The sequence below is a fragment of the Streptomyces sp. a15 genome (assembly GCF_059026085.1).
Window position 1 is genome coordinate 179,762 of the sequence record NZ_JBWLKM010000003.1, and the last position, 23,192, is coordinate 202,953.

23 protein-coding genes are annotated in these 23,192 nt (G+C 71.0%); 7 read left to right on the plus strand and 16 right to left on the minus strand.

What is annotated here, in order from left to right; genetic code table 11:
- Positions 1 to 11: 11 nt before the first annotated feature.
- The 6 genes from rpmF to recG all read right to left on the minus strand — a co-directional run bounded on the left by rpmF (position 12) and on the right by recG (position 5,492).
- Positions 12 to 185: a 50S ribosomal protein L32 gene (gene rpmF, locus AC5P09_RS05425; protein ID WP_033321093.1), complete on the minus strand. Its 174-nt coding sequence runs from the start codon at positions 183 to 185 to the stop codon at positions 12 to 14.
- A gap of 2 nt (positions 186 to 187) precedes the next feature.
- Positions 188 to 832, minus strand: coding sequence for a YceD family protein (locus tag AC5P09_RS05430; RefSeq protein WP_388350748.1), 645 nt, complete (start codon positions 830 to 832; stop codon positions 188 to 190).
- Between the two features lie 163 nt (positions 833 to 995).
- Entirely contained in the window at positions 996 to 2,060 is a 1,065-nt protein-coding gene (locus AC5P09_RS05435) for a F0F1 ATP synthase subunit B (RefSeq protein WP_493872695.1), read from the minus strand.
- A gap of 57 nt (positions 2,061 to 2,117) precedes the next feature.
- Entirely contained in the window at positions 2,118 to 2,597 is a 480-nt protein-coding gene (gene coaD / locus AC5P09_RS05440; protein ID WP_493872784.1) for a pantetheine-phosphate adenylyltransferase, read from the minus strand.
- 26 nt (positions 2,598 to 2,623) lie between these two features.
- Entirely contained in the window at positions 2,624 to 3,208 is a 585-nt protein-coding gene (gene rsmD, locus AC5P09_RS05445) for a 16S rRNA (guanine(966)-N(2))-methyltransferase RsmD (protein WP_493872696.1), read from the minus strand.
- A 76-nt stretch (positions 3,209 to 3,284) separates the two neighbouring features.
- On the minus strand, positions 3,285 to 5,492 hold the full coding sequence (recG, locus tag AC5P09_RS05450) for an ATP-dependent DNA helicase RecG (protein WP_493872697.1): 2,208 nt from the start codon (positions 5,490 to 5,492) through the stop codon (positions 3,285 to 3,287).
- Between the two features lie 167 nt (positions 5,493 to 5,659).
- Here recG and AC5P09_RS05455 point away from each other — a divergent pair, with 167 nt between their 5' ends.
- A complete protein-coding gene (locus AC5P09_RS05455; RefSeq protein ID WP_493872698.1) occupies positions 5,660 to 7,504 on the plus strand; it encodes an HSP90 family protein in 1,845 nt (614 codons plus the stop codon).
- Positions 7,504 to 10,566 carry a tetratricopeptide repeat protein gene (locus AC5P09_RS05460; protein WP_493872699.1) on the plus strand — a complete coding sequence of 1,021 codons (3,063 nt, stop codon included), beginning with the start codon at positions 7,504 to 7,506 and terminating at the stop codon, positions 10,564 to 10,566. Before AC5P09_RS05455 ends, AC5P09_RS05460 begins: the two co-directional genes overlap by 1 nt.
- Positions 10,567 to 10,599: 33 nt before the next feature.
- On the opposite strand, the gene AC5P09_RS05465 is transcribed toward AC5P09_RS05460, so the two are convergent.
- Positions 10,600 to 12,426 (minus strand): DAK2 domain-containing protein, encoded by a 1,827-nt coding sequence (locus tag AC5P09_RS05465; protein WP_493872700.1) that lies wholly within the window; start codon positions 12,424 to 12,426, stop codon positions 10,600 to 10,602.
- Positions 12,427 to 12,683: 257 nt separating this feature from the next.
- Between AC5P09_RS05465 and rpmB the strand changes: the two genes are divergently transcribed.
- A complete protein-coding gene (rpmB, locus tag AC5P09_RS05470; protein ID WP_217234690.1) occupies positions 12,684 to 12,869 on the plus strand; it encodes a 50S ribosomal protein L28 in 186 nt (61 codons plus the stop codon).
- A gap of 121 nt (positions 12,870 to 12,990) precedes the next feature.
- Here rpmB and thiD read toward each other — a convergent pair whose 3' ends face one another.
- On the minus strand, positions 12,991 to 13,794 hold the full coding sequence (gene thiD, locus AC5P09_RS05475; RefSeq protein ID WP_493872701.1) for a bifunctional hydroxymethylpyrimidine kinase/phosphomethylpyrimidine kinase: 804 nt from the start codon (positions 13,792 to 13,794) through the stop codon (positions 12,991 to 12,993).
- Positions 13,791 to 14,756, minus strand: a complete 966-nt coding sequence (locus tag AC5P09_RS05480) for a thiamine-phosphate kinase (protein ID WP_266433349.1) — start codon at positions 14,754 to 14,756, stop codon at positions 13,791 to 13,793. Before AC5P09_RS05480 ends, thiD begins: the two co-directional genes overlap by 4 nt.
- 206 nt (positions 14,757 to 14,962) lie before the next feature.
- Here AC5P09_RS05480 and AC5P09_RS05485 point away from each other — a divergent pair, with 206 nt between their 5' ends.
- Positions 14,963 to 15,196 carry an Lrp/AsnC family transcriptional regulator gene (locus AC5P09_RS05485; RefSeq protein WP_020138723.1) on the plus strand — a complete coding sequence of 78 codons (234 nt, stop codon included), beginning with the start codon at positions 14,963 to 14,965 and terminating at the stop codon, positions 15,194 to 15,196.
- Positions 15,197 to 15,216: 20 nt separating this feature from the next.
- On the plus strand, positions 15,217 to 15,726 hold the full coding sequence (locus AC5P09_RS05490) for a DUF3515 domain-containing protein (protein WP_493872702.1): 510 nt from the start codon (positions 15,217 to 15,219) through the stop codon (positions 15,724 to 15,726).
- 40 nt (positions 15,727 to 15,766) lie between these two features.
- Here AC5P09_RS05490 and AC5P09_RS05495 read toward each other — a convergent pair whose 3' ends face one another.
- From AC5P09_RS05495 to AC5P09_RS05505, 3 genes are read right to left on the minus strand one after another with little or no spacing between them, the layout of a single operon-like run.
- Entirely contained in the window at positions 15,767 to 16,924 is a 1,158-nt protein-coding gene (locus AC5P09_RS05495; protein WP_493872703.1) for a D-alanine--D-alanine ligase family protein, read from the minus strand.
- Between the two features lie 59 nt (positions 16,925 to 16,983).
- On the minus strand, positions 16,984 to 17,994 hold the full coding sequence (locus AC5P09_RS05500) for an NAD(P)H-dependent glycerol-3-phosphate dehydrogenase (protein WP_307677522.1): 1,011 nt from the start codon (positions 17,992 to 17,994) through the stop codon (positions 16,984 to 16,986).
- Positions 17,991 to 18,767, minus strand: coding sequence for a lysophospholipid acyltransferase family protein (locus AC5P09_RS05505; protein WP_493872704.1), 777 nt, complete (start codon positions 18,765 to 18,767; stop codon positions 17,991 to 17,993). Before AC5P09_RS05505 ends, AC5P09_RS05500 begins: the two co-directional genes overlap by 4 nt.
- 153 nt (positions 18,768 to 18,920) lie before the next feature.
- On the opposite strand from AC5P09_RS05505, the gene cofC reads away from it, so the two are divergent.
- Positions 18,921 to 19,559 carry a 2-phospho-L-lactate guanylyltransferase gene (cofC, locus tag AC5P09_RS05510; protein ID WP_493872705.1) on the plus strand — a complete coding sequence of 213 codons (639 nt, stop codon included), beginning with the start codon at positions 18,921 to 18,923 and terminating at the stop codon, positions 19,557 to 19,559.
- Between the two features lie 9 nt (positions 19,560 to 19,568).
- On the plus strand, positions 19,569 to 19,772 hold the full coding sequence (locus AC5P09_RS05515) for a hypothetical protein (protein ID WP_266433362.1): 204 nt from the start codon (positions 19,569 to 19,571) through the stop codon (positions 19,770 to 19,772).
- A 71-nt stretch (positions 19,773 to 19,843) separates the two neighbouring features.
- On the opposite strand, the gene AC5P09_RS05520 is transcribed toward AC5P09_RS05515, so the two are convergent.
- The 4 genes from AC5P09_RS05520 to leuC all read right to left on the minus strand — a co-directional run bounded on the left by AC5P09_RS05520 (position 19,844) and on the right by leuC (position 23,169).
- Positions 19,844 to 20,494: an HU family DNA-binding protein gene (locus AC5P09_RS05520; protein WP_493872706.1), complete on the minus strand. Its 651-nt coding sequence runs from the start codon at positions 20,492 to 20,494 to the stop codon at positions 19,844 to 19,846.
- Between the two features lie 137 nt (positions 20,495 to 20,631).
- On the minus strand, positions 20,632 to 20,862 hold the full coding sequence (locus AC5P09_RS05525) for an SCO5555 family protein (RefSeq protein ID WP_030045295.1): 231 nt from the start codon (positions 20,860 to 20,862) through the stop codon (positions 20,632 to 20,634).
- Positions 20,863 to 21,139: 277 nt separating this feature from the next.
- A complete protein-coding gene (gene leuD / locus AC5P09_RS05530) occupies positions 21,140 to 21,733 on the minus strand; it encodes a 3-isopropylmalate dehydratase small subunit (RefSeq protein ID WP_307677518.1) in 594 nt (197 codons plus the stop codon).
- Between the two features lie 5 nt (positions 21,734 to 21,738).
- A complete protein-coding gene (gene leuC, locus AC5P09_RS05535) occupies positions 21,739 to 23,169 on the minus strand; it encodes a 3-isopropylmalate dehydratase large subunit (RefSeq protein ID WP_493872707.1) in 1,431 nt (476 codons plus the stop codon).
- Positions 23,170 to 23,192: the final 23 nt, after the last annotated feature.

A 23,192-nucleotide genomic window follows, 5' to 3' on the forward strand; every position in this document is an offset into this window, starting at 1 on the left:
TCACCAGCCGCTCAGACCTCGAGGACCTGGCGCTTGTTATAGGTGCCGCAAGCCGGGCACGCGATGTGCTGCAGCTTGGGCTCGTGGCAGCGCTCGCACGCAACCAGGTTGGGGACCGCAGCCTTCCACTGCGACCGGCGGTGGCGCGTGTTGCTGCGCGACATCTTCCGCTTCGGAACAGCCACGGCTACTTCTCCTGCTTCTCGTCGACGCCCGCTTCGGCGTCGCTGGTGTCGTCCTTCTCGCCATCTTCGAGTGAACCGGCGAGTCCCTGCAGTGCCGCCCAACGGATGTCGACGGCGTCATGGTGGTGGCCCGGGTCGTCCGCAAGGCGTGCACCGCACTGGGCGCACAGTCCTGGGCAGTCTTCCCGGCACACCGGCTGCATCGGCAGTGCGAGCACCACCGCGTCGCGCAGCACGGGTTCGAGGTCGAACAGGCCGTCCTCGATGAAGAGCATGTCCTCGTCGTCCTCGGCGTCGTCGGCCGGCTCCGCCTTGGGGCGGCCCCGGTCGTCGGCGTCAGGGTACGAGAACATCTCCTGGAAGTCCGCTTCGAGCACCAGCTCGAGCGGCTCCAGACACCTTACGCACTCCCCCTTGGCCGTTGCACGGACGGTGCCTGTGACAAGCACACCTTCCATGACCGACTCGAGGCGGAGTTCGAGCTTCATCGGGGCGCCTTCCGGCACTCCGATGACCTCCTGGATCCCGAGATCCTTGGGGGCGTCGATCTCACGGGTCAGGCGCTGCAGCGCGCCAGGACGCCGCCCCAGCTCGTGTGTGTCGAACACGAGAGGGTTGCGGTGGTCGAGGCGGGCGTTCAGGGCCATTCCTGCTTTCGATCTTCTGAGCTCGGGGACGCTGTCCTTCGGTGTTCCCGGGCAGCGTTGATCGCGGACGTGCACGCGACCGAAGAGCCAGGATACTGGACCTTTCGCTCACGGCCCAATCCGGTATGCGCTCCCGGCCACCTGCCCTTCCCGAACGGGCTGATCAGCCGTTTCCGCGCCCCTGCTCGTAGGCCCGCAGCTGCTCGGCGCTGATCATGCCGGTGTCGAAGAGGCTGGTCTCGTCGAGGGCGGGCATCTGCTGCTGCTCGGCGTAGCCCTGGGCCTGCTGGGCCTGCTGCGGGTCGTAGGCCCCTTGCTGCGCGTCGTAGCCCTGGTAGGCGTACGGGTCGGCCTGCTGGTAGCCGTACTGGTCCTGCTGCCCCGCGTACTGCTGCTGGTAGCCGTAGGGGTCGGCGGTCTGCTGCTGGTAGCCGTAGGCCGGCTGCTGCTCGTACTGCTGGGGTACGGGCTGCTCGGCCTGGGCGGCCTGGGCTGCCGAGGTGTCTGCCTCCGCGAGGGCGGTGAGGTCGGCCAGGTAGTCGGCGTCGCTGGAGTGCTGGACGGTAGTGAGGTCGTCGGCGAGGGAACCGAGGTCGTCGCTGGCGATCCGGCCGTGCAGCTTCTGGCGGCCGCGGCCGACGGCGTCCAGGGTCTTGGCGAGGACCGCCTCGAAGGCGCCGAGCTTGACGTCGACGTACTCGTCGGCGCTGCGGCGCAGGGTCTCCGGGTCGTGGCTGCGCTCGGGGGCGTCCTCGTCCTCGTAGCCCTGCTCGTCGATGCCGGGTCCGGTGCCGAGGAGCTTCTCGCGGCCGCGGCCCACCGAGCCGAGGGTCTTGGTCAGGACGACCTCGAAGTTGGCGAGCTTGGAGTCGACGTAGTCGTCGGCCTCCGCGCGGACGTCCTCGGCCTCCTTGCGGGCCTCGGCGAGGATGCGGTCCGCCTCGGCCTGGGAGCGGCGGGCGACCTCTGTGTCGGAGATCAGGGAGCCGCGCTCGGCGTGTGCCTGCCCGATGATCCGCTCGGCCTCCTGGCGGGCCTGCTCGACCAGCTGCTCGCGGTCGCCGATCAGCTCCTGGGCCTGCGCGAGGGAGCCGGGCAGGGCCTGACGCAGCTCTTCGAGCATCGAGAGCAGTTCGGCGCGGTTGATCACGCACGAGGCCGACATGGGCATCGACCGGGCACCGGAGACCGTGGCCACGATCTCGTCGAGCTTCTTCTGCACGTCCACCTGTGCTCGCCACTCTCTACAGCTGTGTTGGAGACGGACGGGACGACTTTAGCCCCATCAGTCCTTGCGCAGGCGCTCGTTGAGGGCCTCGAGAACCGTGGGCGGGACCAGGTGGGAGACGTCTCCACCCCAGGTCGCGACCTCCTTGACGAGCGAGGAGGAGAGGAAGCTGTACGTCGGGTTGGTCGGCACGAAGAGCGTCTCCACCCCCGACAGACCGATGTTCATCTGGGCCATCTGCAGTTCGTAGTCGAAGTCGCTCACCGCGCGCAGGCCCTTGACGATGGCCGGGATGTCGCGCTGCTTGCAGAAGTCGACGAGGAGGCCGTGGAAGGCCTCGACCCGGACGTTCTCGTACTCGGCGGTGACCTGGCGGATCAGGTCGATCCGCTCCTCGACCTCGAACAGGCCCTTCTTGGACTTGTTGATCATCACCGCGACGTAGACCTCGTCGTACAGACGGGAGGCGCGGGAAATGATGTCGAGGTGTCCGTTGGTGATCGGGTCGAACGACCCGGGACAGACGGCGCGGCGCACTTGAGTTCCCTCGCTCTCCGGTCCGGTCATCGTGCGTCTTCGCACGTAGAGGCGGCGCGACCGTACCAAAACGTTCCCTCGCCGTAGCGACGGGACCGGATCGCGTCGAAACCGTCCGGCCAGCTGAATTCGCCGCCTCTGGTGCTGCGCTCCACGGTGACGAGGGCAGCGGCCGCGAGCCAGCCTTCCGTACGGAGTGTGAGCAGAATCTCCCGAAGATCGTCGTCCGTGACGGCGTACGGCGGGTCCAGGAAGACGAGGTCGTACGGCTCCGCGGGCGGCGTCTGGATCACCTGATGGGCCTTGCCCGCCCTGACCTCGGCGCCGGGCAGGCCGAGGCTCTTCACGTTCTCCCGGACGATGCGGGCGGCCCGGGCGTCGGCCTCGACGAGCAGGGTGTGGCCGGCCCCGCGGGACAGCGCTTCCAGGCCGACGGCGCCGGAACCGGCGTACAGGTCGAGGACCCGCTCGCCGTCCAGCGGGCCGCCGAGGAGGGACTGCCAGGTGGAGAAGAGGCCCTCGCGTGCGCGGTCGGAGGTGGGGCGGGTGCCGGTGCCCGGCGGGACGGCCAGGCGGCGTCCGCCGGCTGCGCCGGCGATCACGCGGGTCATGTCCTCGGTCCTTGTCCGTACGTCGGTGAAGCTCGGTGGGGTTCCAGTGTCTCAGCCGGTGACCCGGTGCACCGGGTCACCCCTTGTCGAGGTACTGCTCCCGTTCCTCGTCCAACAGGGCGTCCAGAGCCGTGCGCAGGCCCGGGAGGCGGGTGAGGTCGGGGTCGGCGGCGACGAGGGCGGCGGCCTCCTCGCGGGCCTCCGCGATGATCTCCTCGTCCTCGATGACCGCGAGCATCCGCAGGCTGGTGCGGGCGCCCGACTGGGCCTGACCGAGGACGTCGCCCTCGCGGCGCTGTTCGAGGTCGATGCGGGAGAGCTCGAAGCCGTCGAGGGTGGAGGCCACGGCGTTCAGCCGCTGGCGGGCCGCGCTCGCCTCCGGCATCTCGCTGACCAGGAGGCACAGGCCGGGGGCCGAGCCACGGCCGACGCGGCCGCGCAGCTGGTGCAGCTGGGAGACGCCGAAGCGGTCGGCGTCCATGATCACCATCGCGGTGGCGTTGGGCACGTTGACGCCGACCTCGATGACGGTGGTGGCGACCAGGACGTCGGTCTCCCCGGCGGCGAAGCGGCGCATGACCGCGTCCTTGTCGTCGGGGTGCATACGGCCGTGCAGGACCTCGACCTTGACACCGCTGAGGGGCCCCTTGGCGAGCTGGTCGGCCACCTCGAGGACGGCGAGCGGCGGGCGCTTCTCGGCGTCGTCCTCGGGGGACTTCTTCTTCCCGGCCTTCTTGGGGTCGTCCTCCTCATCGCCGATCCGGGGGCAGACGACGTACGCCTGATGGCCGTTCTCCACCTCCTCGCGCACCCGCTCCCAGGCCCGCGCGAGGAAGTGCGGCTTGTCGGCGGCCGGGACGACATGGCTGGCGATGGGTGAGCGGCCGGCCGGGAGCTGGTCGAGGACCGAGGTCTCCAGGTCGCCGAAGACGGTCATGGCGACCGTGCGCGGAATGGGCGTGGCGGTCATGACGAGGAGGTGGGGCGGCTGCTTGCCCTTGCCGCGCAGGGCGTCGCGCTGCTCGACGCCGAAGCGGTGCTGCTCGTCCACCACGACCAGTCCGAGATCGTGGAACTGCACCTTGTCCTCGATCAACGCGTGCGTGCCGATCACGATCCCGGCCTCACCGGTGACGAGATCGAGCAGGGCCTGGCGGCGGGCGGCCGCGCCCATGGACCCGGTGAGCAGCACCACCTTGGTGGCCTGGTCGGCCCCGCCGAGCATGCCGCCCTCGGCCAGCTCACCCATCATCTCGACGACCGACCGGTGGTGCTGCTGGGCGAGCACTTCGGTGGGCGCGAGCATGGCGGCCTGACCGCCGGCGTCGACCACGGCGAGCATGGCCCGGAGGGCCACCATCGTCTTGCCCGAACCGACCTCTCCCTGCAGCAGCCGGTGCATCGGATGCTCTGTCGCCAGGTCGTCGAAGATCTCGCGGGTGACCTTCTGCTGGCCGTCGGTGAGGGTGAAGGGCAAGCGGGCGTCGAAGGCCGTGAGCAGGCCGTCCGGGGCGGGTTTGCGGGGGACGGCCGGGAGTTGGGCGTCCGCGTGGCGGCGGCGGGCGAGGGCGACCTGGAGGACGAAGGCCTCGTCCCACTTGAGGCGGGAGCGGGCGTCCTCGATGTCCGCCTTGGTGTGCGGGCGGTGGATCTTGAGGAGGGCCTCGGGGAGGGCGACCAGGCCGCGGCCCTCGCGGAGGGAGTCCGGGAGGGGGTCGAGGGCTTCCTGGGCGCTCGGCAGGACGGTCTGGATCGCCTTGCCGATCTTCCAGGACTCCAGCTTGGCGGTGGCGGGGTAGATCGGGATGAGTGCGCCGGCCCAGGCGTCGACCGCCTCCTCGCTGTCGCCGCGCAGCAACTCGTACGCCGGGTGGGCCAGTTGGAGGCGGCGGTTGAAGACGGAGACCTTGCCGGCGAACAGCGCGCGGGTGCCCGGCAGGAGTTCCTTGTGGGGTTTGTGAACGCCGTGGCCGAAGAAGACCAGCTGGAGTCGGCCACTGCCGTCCGTGATGGTCACTTCGAGGCGCTGGCCCTTGCCGCGCGGGGCCTTGGCCGAGGCGAAGGTGTGCAGGCGGGCGTCGGCGACCTGGGCGACCACCGTGACATGCTCGTCCATGGGGAGGTCGGCGAGGTGGGTGAGCTGGCCCCGCTCCTCGTATCGGCGCGGGTAGTGGTGCAGGAGGTCGCCGACGGTGAGCAGGCCGAGATGCTCGGCCATCACCTTCGCGGTGGCGGGGCCGAGCACCTTTTTCAATGGTTCTTCCAGTGCGGGCACGAGATCCATTGCACACCACACCACTGACAATGCCGTATACGTCTCGGGAAACCCCTGGTCAGACGGCTGGTTGAGGCTTAGGATGGCGCGCCTCAAGCCATCCCCCGCGGTCACCGCCTCACACGGGACCGCCCGACCCCGCGCCGTCGCCCGTTCCCCCCACCGGCGCAGCGACGATGGACTCCCAGACCTCACAGCCCTCTCCGGCTTCCCCTTCGCCCCAGTCACCTCATACGTTCCAGGTCGACCTGCGTGGTCTGGTGGACCTGCTCTCCCATCACCTCTACTCCAGCCCCAAGGTCTATCTGCGCGAGCTGCTGCAGAACGCGGTGGACGCGATCACCGCCCGGCGGGCCGAGCAACCCGACGCCCCGGCGCGCGTGCGGCTGCACGTCGACAGCGGCGCGGGCGGGTCCCTGCGTGTCGAGGACTCCGGGATCGGGCTCACCGAGGCGGACGTGCACACCCTCCTCGCCACCATCGGGCGCAGCTCCAAGCGCGCCGACGGGCTGCAGGAGGCCCGCTCCGACTTCCTCGGGCAGTTCGGCATCGGGCTGCTCGCCTGCTTCGTGGTCGCCGAGCGGATCCGGGTGGTCAGCCGCAGTGCGCGTACGCCCGCTGCGGCACCCGTGGAGTGGACGGCGAGCGACGACGGTTCGTACACCGTGCGGACACTGCCGGACGAGGCCCGTCCGGAACCGGGCACCACCGTGCATCTGATGGCGCGGGCCGGTGCCGGGGAGTGGCTCACCGAGGAGCGTGTCCTCGCGCTGGCACGGGACTTCGGCTCGCTGCTGCCGTACGACGTGCGGGTGGGCGACGAGGCGGTCACCGACCTGCCCGCGCCCTGGGACCGGACGTATCCGAGCCCCGCCACCCGAAGGGTGGCCCTGGCGCGGCACTGCTACGACCTGTTCGGTTTCACTCCGCTGGACTCGATCGAGCTGGACGTGCCGCTCGCCGGGATCCGCGGGATGGCGTACGTCCTGCCGTCGGCGGTCAGTCCGGCCCAGCGGGCGAGTCACCGCGTGCACCTGAAGGGCATGCTGCTGACCGAGCGGGGCGAACAACTGCTGCCGGACTGGGCGTTCTTCGTGCGCTGTGTCCTGGACACGGACAGTCTGCGCCCCACGGCCTCGCGCGAGTCGCTGTACGAGGACGAGACGCTGGCGGCCGTACGGGAGGCGCTGGGCGAGCGGATCCGGTCCTGGCTGACGGGTCTGGCGGCCGGTGATCCGGAGCGGCTGGCGGCCTTCCTGGAGGTGCACCACCTGGGCGTGAAGTCGCTGGCGCGGCACGACCGGGAGATGCTGCGCACGATGCTGCCGTGGCTGCCCTTCGAGACGACCGACGGGCGGCTGTCCCTGGAGGAGTTCGCGCAGCGCCACCCGGTGGTGCACTTCACGCGGACCGTCGAGGAGTACCGGCAGGTCGCGCCGATCGCCTCCGCGCAGGGCGTCGGGGTGATCAACGGCGGCTACACGTACGACAGTGAGCTGATCGAGGCGCTGCCGTCGGTGCGGCCGGGGACGGTGGTCGCCGAGCTGGACGCCGACACCGTGACCGCGCATCTGGACGCGGTCGATCCGGCCGAGGAGCTGGCCCTGGCGGGCTTCCTGGGGGCCGCGCGGGCGAAACTCGAACCCTTGGGCTGTGACGTCGTCCTGCGCGCCTTCCATCCGCTCTCCGTGCCCGCGCTGCACCTGGATGACCGGTCGACGCGGCACGAGCAGGCCCGGGCGGAGGCCGAGGAGCAGGCGGACGACCTGTGGGCGGGCATCCTCGGCTCGCTGCGGGGCAGCGCCCCGCGCGCGCGGCTGGTGCTCAACCACCTCAACCCGCTGATCCGGCGGATCAGTTCCCTGGGCGACCCGGAGCTGATCGGCACCGCCACCGAGTCCCTGTACGGGCAGGCGCTGCTGATGGCCCAGCGGCCGCTCAGGCCCGCGGACTCGGCGCTGCTGAACCGGGCGTTCATCGGCCTCCTGGAATGGGCCACCCACGGCGAGGAGGGTCACTGATGAGTGAGATCACGGACTTCGACGAGCTGCGCCGGGCGATGGCGGAGAACTCCGAGCAGCCGGAGGGGCCGGCCCGCAACGCGCGCGCGGAGCAGCTGCTCGCGGAGGCGGAGAAGCTGAACGTCCCGCTCGCGGTGATCGAGGCGCTCGGGCACCAGCTGAAGGTCTACAACTACAGCTCCGAGAAGGCCAAGATGTTCGTCCCCTTCGCGCGGCTGCTGCGCATGTGGGACGAACGGCCCGAGGACTTCGACGAGTACGAGGCGCACTCGCTGCACTGGGTCTTCAAGTGGATGTCGTCCGGCATGCTCGACCAGCCGCACATTCCGCTCGCCTCCGTCGAGAAGTGGCTCGGCGAGATGGAGCACCGCTACCGGCTGGCCGGGCACTCCGAACGGGCCGTGCGCAGCGCCGAGTTCAGCGTGGCCGCGCACATCGGGGACGTAGCGCGGGCCGAGCGGGCGTACGCCGCGTGGCTGGCCGCCGACCGGGACGCGATGGCCGACTGTCACGCCTGCGAGCTGCACGGGCAGGGCTGGTGGCAGTCGGAGCGCGGGCGGGACGCGCAGGCGCTGGAGCTGTGGGCGCCGGTCCTTACGGGCGAGTACACGTGCGCCCACGAGCCGCACACGGTGCTCGCGTCCTCCCTGGTGCCCCTGCTGCGGCTCAGCCGCGCGGACGAGGCGCGCGCCAACCATCTGCGGGGCTTCCGGCTCGTACGGGCCATGGAGAGCATGCGTGGCGCCTACGCCGACCACGTCGAGTTCTGCGCGCTGTCCGGCAACGAGGCTCGTGGTCTGGAGCTGCTCGCGGAGCGGCCGGCGTACTTCACGGACGACGGACATCCGCGCAGCAAGCTGGACTTCATGGCGGTGGTGGCCCTGCTCATGGACCGTCTGACCGAGCTCGGGCTCGGCGGGCAGCCGGTGCCCGGACCGGCCGAGCGGGCGTGGAACGCGCGCGAACTCGCCGCCCACGCGCGCGGGGAGGCCCTCGCGCTGGCCGCCCGCTTCGACGAGCGCAACGGCACCCGGTACGTCAGCGAACGGGCACACGCGCGGATGGCCCAGCGGCCGCTGGTGGAACGGCTGCCGCTGGGCGTGCGGTCGGCGCGCGCGGTCTCCGCACATCCTGTGGCGGCTCCGGTGTCCGTCCCCCCGCAGGAGCCCGATCTGGCCGCCCTGCTCGCCGAGGCGCGACGGCTGTCGGACACCTTGCAGCCGAACGCCGTCGAGGCGTGGGCGGCGGTCGCACGGGCCGCGGAGGGCATCGAGCTGGACGCCCGCGACCGGGCCGAGATCGCCGACCACGAGGCGATGGACCGAGGCCCCGAGGGCGTCGGCCTCTTCGAGCGCGCCGCCGAGCTGTACGCGGAGGCGGGCGACCCCGGGGAGGCCTTGGCGGCACGCGCGCGTGCGGCGTACGTACGCGCCCTCGCAGGCGACGTGGACGGGGCACTGACAGCGGTCGCCGAGCCGTACGACGAGATCCTCGCGCTGTACGCCGAGGACGGCACCGGCGTACGGCAGACGGCGTCGGTGCTGATGGGGCGGGCGCGGATTCTGATGCGCCGGGTGCAGCAGGTCGTCGAGTCCCGGGGGGACGACGGGCTCCTCGCCGATGAGCGGCAGGGGGCAGCGGCGCCGGGTGGGGAGGCGACCCCCGATGACGGCCCCCAGCCTGCCGTGCCTCCGGTCGGCGGCCCCTCCGTGGGCTCGGTTCTCGCCACTGCCGAGGTGGCCGCGCGGGAGGTGCTGGCGCTGGCCGAGGGGCGTACCGGGGAGGACGTGCGGCTTGCGGCGCGGGCCGCTGAGGCGCAGGCGATGCTCGCGGAGCTGGCGGGGCACAGAGGGGACGTGGAGGCGGCCGCAGAGCTGTTCGCGCTGGCCGCGGCGGCGTTCGTGGGTGCGGGGCTGCCCTGGTTCGCGGTGGAGTACGAGGCCCGGTTGGCGGGGCTCGCGCACCACCTCGGCGACCCGGCCGAGACGGAACGGGCGCTGCGGGCTGCCCTGGAGCACGGCGGGCCGCATCTGGAGGCCATCGGACGGGCCCAGCTGCACCTCCAGCTCGCCGAGGTCGTCGGCGGCAGAGGGCTGGCTCAGGAGGCGGCCGAGCACGCCCTGGAGGCGGCGCACTGGGCCGACGAGGCCGGCGAGGGCCCGACGCTCGGGGCCTGGGCACGTCAGCAGCTCGGCGGATTCCTGCTGCGACTGGGACGGTGGGCCGAGGCCGCGGAGGTGCTGGAGTCGGCGCTGCCCGATCTGAACGCCGAGACGCACGGCGACGGCGCGATCGTGCAGACGCAGTGGTGGCTCGGCGACTGTCTGAGCGAGCTCGGCGAACACCGCGCGGCAGCCGAACGGCGGCTCCAGGCGGCCGATATCTCCCGGCACTGGCCCGAGCAGCACGACCACGCGACGCTCGCCCACCTCGCCGCCGAGTCCCTCGGGCACGCGGGGCAGCATGCCGACGCGGACCGGGCGTACGCGCGCGCGGGCGATCTTTGGCGGTCGCTCGGCAACGTCCATGGCCTCGTCCGCTCCCTGCGCGCCCGCGCGTGGCTCGCGCTGCGCCCGGAGGAGGGGCCCGAGGAGGCACGGGAGTTGATGGCGAGCGCCGTCCGGGAGTGCGAGACGGCGCTGGGCTCGGAGCTGGCCGACGAGGACGCCCGGCAGCGGCTCGTCGCCGAACTCGGCCACACCCGCCGCCAGTTCGGCGACCTGCTGGCCCGTACCGCCGCCGAGGACGCCGAGGACGACTCGATCCGGGCCGTGCTGGAGGATTCCCTGGCCCAGGTGGCGGAGGCCATCGTGCTGTTCGCCTCCCTCGGGGCGGACGCCCTGGACAGCCGGACCGGCGCCGAACTCACCGCGGGCTGGCTGGAGGCCGACCTGAGCCGCCCCGCCCGGGCGGCGGCACGCGCGCGTGCGGTGCTGGCGGCGTACGGCGCGGACGAGGCCGAGGACGAGGTGGCTCGGGCACGACTGGCCGAGGCCCGGCAGCTGCTCCAGGTCGTGGAGGAACAGGCGGCGGCACAGGCGGACGAACAACCGGCCGACTAGGACCTGCTCGACCCCGATGAGGCCGACCGGGGCCTACTCCACTCCGATGAGGAGCACGGCCCCCTGCCGACCGCCCCGGTACACCACCGTGTCGACGGCCAGGTACGACTCCCGCACGCGCGCTTCGAGATGCTGGGCGACAAGCTCGGGCGCCTCGTCACCCAGCACAAGGGTGACCAGCTCGCCGCCGGCCGCGAGCATGCGGTCGAGGACCGTTTCGGCGGTGACGGTGACGTCCGCCCCGATGACGGCCACGTCGCCGTCGATGAGGCCGAGGACGTCACCGGCCTGGCAGATGCCGGCCATGGTCCAGGACTGGCGTTCCGCGACGACGACCTCGGCGTACCGGGTGGCACCCGCCGCCGAGGTCATGGTCACGACGTCCTCGTCGAAGCGGCGGTCCGGCTCGTGCACGGCGAGCGCGGCGATGCCCTGGACCGCGGAGCGCGTCGGGATGAGCGCCACGCGGATGCCTTCCGTGCGGGCCTGCTCGGCGGCCGCGGCCGCGGTGTGGCGCAGGTCCGCGTCGTTGGGCAGCAGCACCACCTCCAGCGCGTGGGCACGCCGTACCGCCTCGACGAGCTCTCCGCTCGCAGGCGGCTCCCCGGGGCGCGCGAGCACGGTCGTCGCGCCGGCCTCGGTGTAGAGCCCGGCCAGACCCTCGCCGGGTACGACGGCCACGACGGCGCGCTGGGCACGCTCCCGGGCCGGCCGCTCGGCGCCGGTGGTGTGCACGTCGCCGAGTCCGAAGTGCGTGATCCGGATCCGGTACGGCCGCCCGGCCTCGACGCCCGCCTCCACAGCGGCGCCCGCGTCGTCGACGTGCACATGGACGTTCCACAGCCCGTCACCGCCGACCACGACGAGCGAGTCCCCGAGGGCGTCGAGCCGCGCGCGCAACCGCGCGACGGCCGCGTCGTCGGCCTCCAGGAGGTAGATCACCTCGAAGGCGGGCCCGCCCTCCTCCGAGGCACCGTCCGCACACTCGTCGCCGCCGTGCTCCCGATCGCCGTCGCGGTCGCTGTCGCCGTCGCGGTCTGCCCAGCCGCCCTGCTCTCCGTCACCATCCCCATCCCCATCGTCGTCCGCCCGACCGACCTCCCCGTGCTCCACGCGCGCGTGCCCGCCCGCACCCGAAGCACCCGAAGCACCCGAAGCACCCGAAGCACCCGAAGCACCCGAAGGGTCCACCCCCGGCGCCTCCCCGGTGAACGTCTCCACCAGCGCCCCCAGCACCGCCACCAGCCCCCGTCCACCCGCGTCGACCACCCCGGCGCGCTCCAGGACGGCCAGCTGGCCGGGGGTCGCGGCGAGGGCGGCGCGGGCGCCCTCGTAGGCCGCGCGGGCCACCGTCGCGCAGTCGCCCTCGGCTCCGGTGGCCGCGTCGGCGGCGGCCGAGGCGACAGTGAGGACCGTGCCCTCGACGGGACGGGCCACGGCCTGGCGGGCGGAGTCGGCCGCGTGCCGCAGGGCGAGCGTCAGGCCCCGGCCGTCGGTGTGAGCGGTCTCACCGTCGGCGGCGAGCACCTGTGCCATGCCGCGGAGCAGCTGCGCGAGGATCGTTCCCGAGTTGCCCCGCGCGCCTATGAGTGCCCCGTGCGCCATCGCCCGCGCGGCGTCGGCCAGCGCGGGCCTCCCGGCGGTCGGCATGCTCGCCGCGTGCCCCGCGAACACCGCCTCCACGGCCGCGACGGCCGACTCGACGGTCAGATACAGGTTCGTTCCGGTGTCCCCGTCCGCGACGGGATAGACATTGATCGCGTCGATCTCCTCGCGCGCCCGGCCCAGCGCCCGGAGCGCGAGACCGCACCAGGTGCGCACCGCGAGAGCATCGAAGAATGTCTGCGGCACCTGCGCCACCTGCGCCTCCTTGAGCTGCTGGACGTGGGACGCAGCGTAGACCTCGGGGTGGTGTTCACCGGAAGAGGGCCTGGAGCGAGGCCCTGAGCAGCCATGGTAGTTTCGTTCTACTGGCGCAGTCGTTGTATGCTGCTCCGGTTGCCCGATCCACTCGGGCCAATCCCCCTGGCACCGCCAATCAGATCTCTGATCCTACGATCTCGATCCCGGCATGCCGGGATCCACCGTAAGTGCATCTGAAGTCTTTGGAGTGACCCGTGGCTGCCAACTGCGACGTCTGCGGCAAGGGGCCGGGCTTCGGCAACAGCATCTCGCACTCGCACCGCCGTACGTCCCGTCGCTGGAACCCGAACATCCAGCGCGTGCGTACTGTGGTCGGCGGGACGCCGAAGCGCCTGAACGCTTGCACCTCGTGCATCAAGGCCGGCAAGGTCTCGCGCTGACGCACAGCTAAGCGCGCGGCCACTGCTGGTTCGCTGCACAGAGCCGGTCCACCCAGTGTGGACCGGCTTTTTGCACGCCCGCACCCGGCTCACCAGACCGCGTAAACGCTCGCGCAAGCGTTTACGCCCCGCCGCCCGCCCTGAACCGCCACCCATGGTCCACAGGCCCGATCCCCCCGCCGAGCGCGAACCCGGCCGCGATCGCGCCGGTGACGTACTCCTTGGCCGCCGCCACCGCCTCCGGCACGGACTGCCCCTTCGCCAGCTGCGAGGCGATCGCCGAGGCGAGGGTGCAGCCCGTGCCGTGCGTGTGCCGGTTGTCGTACCTCGGCGCGCGCAGCCAGTGTTCCTCGGAGCCGTCGGTGAGCAGGTCCACGGCGTCACCGGGCAGGTGACCGCCCTTGATGAGCACCCAGCGCGGTCCGTACGACAGCACGGCAGCGGCGGCTTCGACCATCCCGGATTCCGACTCGACCCGCACCCCCGTGAGCTGGGCCACCTCGTCGAGGTTCGGCGTCGCCACGGTTGCGACCGGCAGCAGTTTCGTCCGTACGGAGTCCAGGGCCGACGCGGCGAGCAGGGGGTCCCCGTGCTTGGAGACGCCGACCGGGTCGACGACGGCGGGCGCGTCCGTCCCGCCGATCAACTCGGCCACCGCCTCCACGAGTTCGGCGGAGGCAAGCATCCCGGTCTTGATCGCCTGGACGCCGATGTCGTCGACGACGCTGCGGTACTGCGCCCGTACGGCCTCCACCGGAAGCTCCCAGGCCCCTTGCACACCAAGGGAGTTCTGCGCGGTGACCGCCGTGACGACACTCATGCCGTGCACGCCGAGCGCGAGCATCGTCTTCAGGTCGGCCTGGATGCCCGCGCCACCACCGGAGTCGGAGCCCGCGACCGTGAGAACACGAGGCGGCGCGCTCATGACTCGATGTCCCCGAAGTGGTCCCAGCCGCCCTTCTTGGTCCACGGCGCCCCGTCCACGGTCACCTGGGGCAGCGCCGACGGGTTGAGCACCTCGCCGATGATCTTCCAGCGGGCCGGCAGCTTCACGTCCGGCGGGAAGGTCGCGACGATCGCGTGGTCCTCTCCCCCGGTGAGCACCCACTGCATGGGATCGACGCCGACGGCCTGCCCGATGTCGTTCATCTGGGACGGGATGTCGATCGCCCCGGAGCGGACGTCGATACGGACCTTGCTGGCCTCGGCGATGTGCCCGAGGTCGGCGATCAGCCCGTCGCTCACGTCGCACATCGCGGTCGCGCCGAGCCCGGCGGCGGCCGGTCCCGCGTGGTACGGCGGCTCGGGGCGCCGATGTGCCTCCACGAAGGCGCGCGGCGAGCGGAACCCTCGGGAGAGCACCGCGAACCCGGCCGCGGACCAGCCCAGCCAGCCGGTCACCGCGACGATGTCGCCGGGCTGCGCACCCCCTCGCGTCACGGGCTCGTTGTTGCGCAGATCGCCGAGCGCGGTGATCGACACCATGATCGTGTCGCCGCGTACGACGTCCCCGCCGACCACGGACGCGCCCGCGACCTGGCACTCGTCGCGCAGGCCGTCCATCATCTCGACCGGCCAGGCCACCGGGAGTTCGGCCGGGACGACCAGGCCGAGCAGCAGCGCGGTCGGGACGGCGCCCATGGCGGCGATGTCCGCGAGGTTCTGCGCGGCGGCCTTGCGGCCCACGTCGTAGGCCGTGGACCAGTCACGGCGGAAGTGCCGTCCCTCCAGGAGGATGTCGGTGCTCGCCACCACCCTGCGGTCGGGAGCGGCCACCACCGCGGCGTCGTCGCCGGGGCCGACCCGGACCGCCGGGGTGGTGGTGAGACGGGAGGTGAGCTCCCTGATGAGCCCGAACTCACCGAGCTCACCAACAGTGCCCTTCATTGCCCTTACGCCCCTTCTGTACCTGTCCGTGCCCGGTCGCGCGTCACCAGTGTCCTCGATACGGTCGAGAAGACCGTCAACTTCTTCCGTGCCTGCACCCCGGCGCGCAAGCCCTGGTCTCCGCAGGTCTCCCCGCGGCGAGCGGGGACGCGATACCGTGGCGTTCCTTTTCCCCACATGATCCTCGTGGCCGCCCTGGAGGTTCCGTGGTACAGGCGTACATCCTGATCCAGACGGAGGTCGGCAAAGCGTCGACCGTCGCCGAGACGATCAGCAAGATTCCTGGGATCATCCAGGCCGAGGACGTGACGGGACCGTACGACGTGATCGTGCGCGCCCAGGCCGACACGGTCGACGATCTCGGCCGCATGGTGGTCGCGAAGGTCCAGCAAGTGGACGGCATCACCCGCACACTGACCTGCCCGGTCGTCCATCTGTAGCCCCCGTCTACCCTTGGCCGGTGAACTTCTTCCGCCACCGGTACCGCATCCTCATCGGGCCGCCCGCGCTCGCCGTGCTGATCACGGTCGCGGGCTGCTCCTCAGCAGACGACAGTGCGTCGGCGGCGGTTCCCAGTCCGAGTGCGAAGGTCATGAAGCTGTGCCGGAACCTGGACAAGGCGCTGCCGACGAAGCTGGACGGTCTGGGCCGTGAGGATCCCGAGCCCGCCTCCGCACTGACGGCGGGCTGGGGAAGCCCGGCGATCATACTGCGCTGCGGTGTCGTACGACCGCCCAAGATGGTCGACCCCAAGGTGGCCGAAGGCGGCGACCCGGACGCGGTGGCCGGCGGTGTGAACGGCGTCGACTGGCTGATGGAGAAGCAGGACGACGGAGCGTACCGCTTCACCACCGCCAATCGCAGCGCGTACGTCGAGGTGACGGTGCCCAAGGAGCAGGACAGCTCCGGAGTACTGGTCGACCTCGCTCCGGCCGTCAAGAAGGCGGTCCCCGAAGGGATCGCCGACTAGCCGCCCGCTGGCCGCCCGCTCGGGCGACCGGCCCGCCGGCTCAGCGCAGGCCCGTCGCCCGCCGCAGCGCCGCCTGCACCAACAGGTCCACCAGCTCCGGATAGCTGATCCCGCTCGCCTGCCACATCTGCGGGTACATCGAGATCGGTGTCATGCCGGGCATCGTGTTGATCTCGTTGATCACGAACTCGCCGTCCTCGGTGAGGAAGAAGTCCGCGCGCACCAAGCCCTCGCAGGAGGCGGCGTCGAAGGCCTCCACCGCGAGCCGCTGCACCTCGGCGGTCTGCTCGTCGGTCAGCGGGGCGGGCACGATGCCGGGCGTCGAGTCGATGTACTTCGCCTCGAAGTCGTAGTACGCGTGCGTGTCCGGCGGCGGGATCTCCGAGGGCACGCTCGCCCGGGGGCCGTCCTCGAACTCCAGCACCCCGCACTCGATCTCGCGGCCCCGCAGCGCCGCCTCCACGAGGATCTTCGGGTCGTGCCGCTGAGCCTCGGCGATCGCCTCGTCCAGCCCCGCCAGGTCGTCGACCTTGGTGATGCCGATCGACGATCCCGCGCGCGCGGGCTTCACGAACAGCGGCCAGCCGTGCTCGCCCGCCAGGTCGACGATCTTCTTGCGGGCCGCGGACTCGTCCCGCTCCCACTCGCGCGGCCGGATCACCACGTACGGGCCGACCTTGAGCCCGAAGGAGGTGAACACCCGCTTCATGTACTCCTTGTCCTGGCCGACGGCCGAGGCGAGCACTCCCGAACCCACGTACGGCACACCGGAGAGCTCCAGCAGGCCCTGGAGGGTGCCGTCCTCGCCGTAGGGGCCGTGCAGCACCGGGAACACGACGTCGACCTCGCCGAGCGCCTTGGGCACCGATCCGGGCTCGCTGTAGACGACTTCGCGGTTCGCGGGGTCGACCGGCAGCACCACGCCGCCCTCGCTCGAGTCGGCGAGTTCCTCGACATCGGGAGTACGGCGCTCGGTGATCGCCATGCGTTCGGGTTCGTCGGCGGTGAGCACCCACCGGCCCTCACGGGTGATGCCGATCGGCAGGACGTCGTACTTCGTCCGGTCGATGGCCCGCAGTACGGCGCCGGCGGTGACCGTGGAGATCCCGTGTTCGGAGCTGCGTCCGCCGAACACGACGGCCACGCGCGGCTTGCGAGGCGGCTGCTCTGGGTTCTGGGGGAGGTTCTGGGTGCTCATATCGCGTTGAGAGTACCCGCTGGTATCCGATTGATCAGCGACCACTTGGCCGCCGTAGCTCAGCGTCGTTCCGGCTTCGCGCTGCGCGACATGAGCTCCTTGAGGGCGACCACGGGAGGCTTGCCCTCGTGGACGATTCCCACGACCGTCTCGGTGATGGGCATGTCGACACCGTGCCTGCGGGCCAGATCCAGCACGGACTCACAGGACTTGACGCCCTCGGCGGTCTGCTTGGTGACCGCGATGGTCTCCTGAAGCGTCATGCCCTTGCCGAGGTTGGTGCCGAAGGTGTGGTTGCGGGACAGCGGCGAGGAACAGGTCGCCACCAGGTCGCCGAGCCCGGCGAGTCCCGAGAACGTCAGCGGGTCGGCGCCCATCGCGAGGCCGAGGCGGGTGGTCTCGGCGAGCCCGCGCGTGATCAGGGAGCCCTTGGCGTTGTCGCCCAGGCCCATGCCGTCCACGATGCCGACGGCGAGACCGATCACGTTCTTCACCGCGCCGCCGAGTTCGCAGCCGAGGACGTCGGTGTTGGTGTACGGGCGGAAGTACGGCGTGTGGCAGGCGGCCTGGAGTCGCTGGGCGACCGCCTCGTCGGTGCACGCGACCACGGCCGCGGCCGGCATCCGGGCGGCGATCTCCCGTGCGAGGTTGGGCCCGGTGACCACGGCGATGCGGTTCTGCCCCACCTTGGCGACGTCCTCGATCACCTCGCTCATCCGCATGGCGGAGCCGAGTTCGACGCCCTTCATCAGCGACACGAGGACCGTGTCCGGCGCGAGCAGCGGCGTCCACTCGGCGAGGTTGGCGCGCAGCGTCTGGGAGGGCACGGAGAGGATCGTGAAGTCGGCGCCGGCGGCGGCCTCGGCCGCGTCCGTGGTGGCTCTCATGTTCTCCGGCAGCTCGACGCCGGGCAGGTAGTCGGGGTTCGTCCGGGTGGAGTTGATCGCTTGTGCGACCTCCGCCCGGCGCGCCCACAGAGTGACCTCGCACCCCGCGTCGGCGAGCACCATGCCGAAGGCGGTGCCCCACGAACCGGCGCTGAAGACCGCTGCCTTGACCGGCTTGCTCACGTGCCCTGCCCCTCTTCCTGTTCGACCTTCCGCTGCGTCTGCGCCCGGGTGCGGCGCCGTTGCTCGATCCGCTCGCGGCGCGGGTCGTAGGGCGTGACGGGCGCCTTCTCGCCGCGGATGTCCTCCAGCAGGCGGGTGATGGCGGCCATGATCACCTCGGTCGCCTCCTTCAGGAGGTCCGGGGTCATCTCCTTGTCGTAGAAGGGCGCCAGGTCCACGGGCGGGCCCGCGAGCACCCGGTGCGTCTTGCGCGGAAGGAGGTTGAGCCTCCTGGCGTACGGCGGCAGGACCTCGTTGGCGCCCCACTGGGCCACCGGAATCACCGGGCACTTGGTCTGCAGGGCGACCCGGGCGGCACCGGTCTTGCCGGTCATGGGCCAGCCGTTCGGGTCGCGGGTGAGGGTGCCCTCGGGGTAGAAGGCGACGCATTCGCCGCGCTCCACCGCGTCGATCGCGGCCCGGAAGGCGCTGAGCGCGTCCGTGCTCTCGCGATAGACGGGGATCTGTCCGGTGCCGCGCATCGCCGCGCCGACGAATCCCTTCCGGAAAAGACCGCTCTTCGCCAGGAATCTTGGAACGCGGCCGGTGTTGTACTGGAAGTGCCCGTACGCGAGGGGATCGATGTGCGAATTGTGGTTCACCGCGGTGATAAATCCGCCCTCGACCGGAATGTTCTCCATTCCGCGCCAGTCCCGCTTGATCAGAACCACCAACGGCGGTTTGCACAGGACCGCTGCGAAGCGGTACCAGAACCCGATTCTGCGGCGGGGCACGCGGACACCTTCCTCTAGGGCCTGGGGCCGCACAAGTGTCGCCCCAGGCCGCCGGTCTGTCGAGAACACCGTACGCCCCGGTTCCGCGACCGCCAGATGGTCCTGGTGACGGCTGAGTGACAATGGCCGCGACAAGAGAGGGACGAAACGCTCGTGCAGTGGACCTTGGTCATACCCCTGAAACCTCTGGCGCGGGCCAAGAGCAGGCTCTCGGACACCGCCTCCGACGGGCTGCGCCCGGGCCTTGCCCTGGCCTTCGCCCAGGACACCGTGGCGGCCGCGCTGGCCTGCCCCGCGGTGAAGGATGTGGCGGTCGTCACGGACGACGTCCTGGCCGGCCGGGAGCTGGGCGCACTGGGCGCCCACATCGTCACCGACGAGCCCTCCGGCGGCCTGAACGCCGCTTTGGCGCACGCGTCGGCAGTCGTACGCGCGCAACGCCCGGAAAGCGCCGTGGCGGCTCTGAACGCCGATCTTCCGGCACTGCGCCCGCTGGAATTGGCCCGGGTACTGGACGCGGCCGCGGAATTCCCCCGCGCATTTCTCCCGGACGCCGCCGAAATCGGCACCACTCTGCTGGCCGCCCGGGAAGGCGAGGAATTGCGGCCCGCCTTCGGTACGGATTCCCGGGCCCGCCATCGCGCGTCCGGCGCCGCGGAACTCGTCCTCGACACGGTGGATTCCGTACGCCAGGACGTGGACACCGGCGCCGACCTGCGCGCCGCGCTCGCCCTCGGGGTGGGTCCACGGACGGCCGCGGCGGCCGCGCGGCTGCTGATTCCCGGGCAGTAGGCTGCCGCCATGCAGGCGACCGCATACACGTACGACCCCGACAGCCGCAGCGGCCAGGTACTCCTGGACGACGGCACCCCGGTGCCCTTCGACGCGCCGGCGTTCGACGCGGGCGGGCTCAGACTGCTGCGGCCCGGGCAGCGGGTGCGCATCGAGACGGAGGGCGAGGGCGAGGCCCGCCGGGCCACCCTGGTCACGCTCCACACCTTCTGAGGACCCTGTGGACACGCCGCGGGCCGGACTCCGTGGGGAGTCCGGCCCGGCGCGTGAGTGCCCCTGTGCCCTTACCTCTTGCGGGCGGTGGCCTTCTTGGCGGTGGTGGTGCGAGACGTCGACTTCTTGGCGGGGGCCTTCTTGGCCGTCGCCTTCTTCGCCGGGGCCTTCTTGGCCGTCGTCTTCTTGGCGGTGGTCTGCTTCGCGGCGGTGGACTTGGCGGTCGCCGTGGTCTTGGCGGGCGCCTTCTTCGCCGGGGCCTTCTTCGCGGTGGCCGTGGTCTTCTTGGCCGTCGTCTTGCGCGCCGTGGTCTTCTTCGCGGCGGCCGTCCCCCTCTTCGCCGGGGCGGCCTTCTTCGCGGCGGCCTTCTTGACCGTCGCGGAGGCACCGCCGGTCAGGCTGCCCTTGGGCGCCTTCTTGACGGCGATGTCGCCCTTCGGGAGCTTCTTCGAGCCGCTCACCAGGTCCTTGAAACCCTGGCCCGCGCGGAAGCGCGGCACGGAGGTCTTCTTGACCCGGACCCGCTCTCCCGTCTGGGGGTTGCGGGCGTAACGGGCCGGACGGTCGACCTTCTCGAACGAACCGAAGCCGGTGACCGAGACCCGGTCACCTGCGACGACCGCGCGGACGACGGCGTCCAGGACGGCGTCGACAGCCTCGGCGGCCTGCTGACGGCCGCCCATCTTGTCGGCAATGGTTTCTACGAGCTGCGCCTTGTTCACGTCTTCCCCTTCGGAGACATTGCCAGAACGAAAGTGTTCAAGCTTTTTCGCACGTTAGGCAGATATATACCGCAAATCAAACACGAAACAGGCTTATCACCCGTGCGCCGCAACGAACTCGACTGTCTCGGACTCGTTCAGCGTTCCTCTTCGGGGAATCGACCCGCGTCGAGGTCCGCCACGAACCGCTCCAGACGCCTTGTCGCATCGGCGAGATCGTGCTTGGCCGCGGCCGTAATGACCAGCAGCTTCCGGGTCAGCGCCATCCGTACGCCCTCCGGGACTTGCAGTGCGCGCACTCTTGTGTGCGCTTCCTTGAGTTGGTCCGCGACTGCCGCATAGAGCTCGAGTTGGCCGTCGTGTTCCATGCACAGATTGTGCCATCTGGGGCGAGTTGTCGCCTGCTCAGGGTGCAACTGCCGCCTCGAACGGCCTCCCGGGCGCCCGTGGGAGCCACGGTCACAACGGTCGCGTACCCCGACAACAACCGTCGTAACGCGGGAAGTTGAGATGGCGGGTCGGGGCGTGCAGGGCCGTTCGGGTGCAGACACAGCTGTACCCCCGATCGGGCTGATCGGGGGTACGGCGGGGGTGTCACGGTGGCCGAAACTCGACCTGTTCAGTTGCTTGGGGCGATCGCTCCGGTCAGACCTGGATCGTCCTCGGCTTGTACGAGGGGCGCTTGGCCTCGTACGCGGCGATGTCGGCCTCGTTCTGCAGCGTGATGGAGATGTCGTCCAGCCCGTTCAGCAGCCGCCAACGGGCGTTCTCGTCGAGCTCGAAGGCCGCGGTGATGCCCTCGGCGCGAACCTCACGAGCCTCAAGGTCCACTGTGACCTCAGCAGTCGCGTCCTTCTCCGTGAGCTCCTGCAGCGCGTCCACGATCTTCTGCTCCACGATCACCGTGAGCAGGCCGTTCTTGAGCGAGTTGCCGCGGAAGATGTCCGCGAAGCGGGAGGAGATGACGGCCTTGAAGCCGTAGTTCTGCAGCGCCCAGACGGCGTGCTCACGGGAGGAGCCGGTGCCGAAGTCGGGGCCGGCGATCAGGACGGTCGCGCCCTTGCGCTCGGGCTGGTTGAGGATGAAGGACGGGTCCTTGCGCCAGGCCTCGAACAGCCCGTCCTCGAATCCGTCCCGGGTCACCTTCTTGAGCCAGTGAGCAGGGATGATCTGGTCGGTGTCGACGTTGGAGCGGCGCAGCGGGACGGCCCGGCCGGTGTGCGTGGTGAATGCTTCCATGACTCTCAGACTCCAGCGGGCGTACGGGTCTCGGCGTCGGACAGGTCGGCCGGGGAGGCCAGGTGGCCCAGGACCGCCGTTGCGGCCGCGACCTGCGGCGACACCAGGTGCGTACGACCGCCCTTGCCCTGCCGGCCCTCGAAGTTGCGGTTGGAGGTGGACGCGGAGCGCTCACCGGGGGCCAGCTGGTCGGGGTTCATGCCCAGACACATCGAGCAGCCCGCGTGCCGCCACTCGGCGCCGGCCTCCTTGAAGACGACGTCCAGGCCCTCGGAGACGGCCTGCAGACCGACCCGCGCGGAGCCCGGGACGACCAGCATCCGTACGCCGTCGGCGACTTTGCGGCCCTTCACGAGCTCGGCGGCGGCGCGCAGGTCCTCGATGCGGCCGTTGGTGCAGGAGCCTACGAAGACGGTGTCCACCTTGATGGAGCGCAGCGGCTGCCCGGCCTCCAACCCCATGTATTCCAGGGCCTTTTCGGCGGCGTGGCGCTCCGATGCGTCTTCGTACGAAGCAGGATCGGGGACGTGCGCCGAAAGCGGGGCGCCCTGGCCGGGGTTGGTGCCCCAGGTGACGAACGGCGCCAGCTCGGCGGCCTCGATGACGACCTCGGCGTCGAACTCGGCGTCCGCGTCCGTCCTCAGGGTCTTCCAGTACGCGACGGCCGCGTCCCAGTCCTCGCCCTTGGGGGCGTGCGGGCGGCCCTTGAGGTACTCGAAGGTGGTCTCGTCGGGGGCGATCATGCCCGCGCGGGCGCCGGCCTCGATCGACATGTTGCAGATGGTCATCCGGGCCTCCATCGAGAGCTGCTCGATGGCGGAGCCGCGGTACTCCAGGACGTAGCCCTGGCCGCCGCCGGTACCGATCTTGGCGATGATCGTCAGGATCAGGTCCTTGGCGGTGACCCCGTCGGGCAGATCGCCGTTGACGGTGATGGCCATGGTCTTCGGGCGGGCCATGGGCAGCGTCTGGGTGGCCAGCACGTGCTCGACCTGGGAGGTGCCGATGCCGAACGCCAGACCGCCGAAGGCACCGTGCGTGGAGGTGTGGGAGTCGCCGCAGACGACCGTCATGCCCGGCTGGGTCAGACCCAGCTGCGGGCCCACGACGTGGACGACGCCCTGCTCGACGTCGCCCAGCGGGTGCAGCCGGACGCCGAAGTCGGCGCAGTTCTTGCGCAGCGTCTCCAGCTGGATCCGGGAGACCGGGTCGGCGATGGGCTTGTCGATGTCGAGGGTCGGGGTGTTGTGGTCCTCGGTGGCGATGGTCAGGTCGAGCCGGCGCACCCGGCGACCGCCCTTGCGGAGGCCGTCGAAGGCCTGCGGGCTGGTCACCTCGTGCAGCAGGTGCAGATCGATGAAGAGGAGGTCGGGCTCGCCCTCGGCGCGCCGGACGACGTGGTCGTCCCAGACCTTCTCCGCGAGTGTCCTACCCATCGCTTTCCCTCCGGCCGGCAAGG

Bases quoted from the DNA above. Each gene is read 5' to 3' on its own strand.
- AC5P09_RS05515 (WP_266433362.1), top strand. From the start codon at position 19,569: ATGCAGGCGACCGCATACACGTACGACCCCGACAGCCGCAGCGGCCAG.
- AC5P09_RS05460 (WP_493872699.1), top strand. From the start codon at position 7,504: ATGAGTGAGATCACGGACTTCGACGAGCTGCGCCGGGCGATGGCGGAG.
- AC5P09_RS05495 (WP_493872703.1), bottom strand. From the start codon at position 16,924: ATGAGCACCCAGAACCTCCCCCAGAACCCAGAGCAGCCGCCTCGCAAG.
- thiD (WP_493872701.1), bottom strand. From the start codon at position 13,794: ATGAGCGCGCCGCCTCGTGTTCTCACGGTCGCGGGCTCCGACTCCGGT.
- AC5P09_RS05525 (WP_030045295.1), bottom strand. From the start codon at position 20,862: ATGGAACACGACGGCCAACTCGAGCTCTATGCGGCAGTCGCGGACCAA.
- leuD (WP_307677518.1), bottom strand. From the start codon at position 21,733: ATGGAAGCATTCACCACGCACACCGGCCGGGCCGTCCCGCTGCGCCGC.
- AC5P09_RS05430 (WP_388350748.1), bottom strand. From the start codon at position 832: ATGGCCCTGAACGCCCGCCTCGACCACCGCAACCCTCTCGTGTTCGAC.
- leuC (WP_493872707.1), bottom strand. From the start codon at position 23,169: ATGGGTAGGACACTCGCGGAGAAGGTCTGGGACGACCACGTCGTCCGG.
- AC5P09_RS05455 (WP_493872698.1), top strand. From the start codon at position 5,660: ATGGACTCCCAGACCTCACAGCCCTCTCCGGCTTCCCCTTCGCCCCAG.
- recG (WP_493872697.1), bottom strand. From the start codon at position 5,492: ATGGATCTCGTGCCCGCACTGGAAGAACCATTGAAAAAGGTGCTCGGC.
- rsmD (WP_493872696.1), bottom strand. From the start codon at position 3,208: ATGACCCGCGTGATCGCCGGCGCAGCCGGCGGACGCCGCCTGGCCGTC.
- AC5P09_RS05480 (WP_266433349.1), bottom strand. From the start codon at position 14,756: ATGAAGGGCACTGTTGGTGAGCTCGGTGAGTTCGGGCTCATCAGGGAG.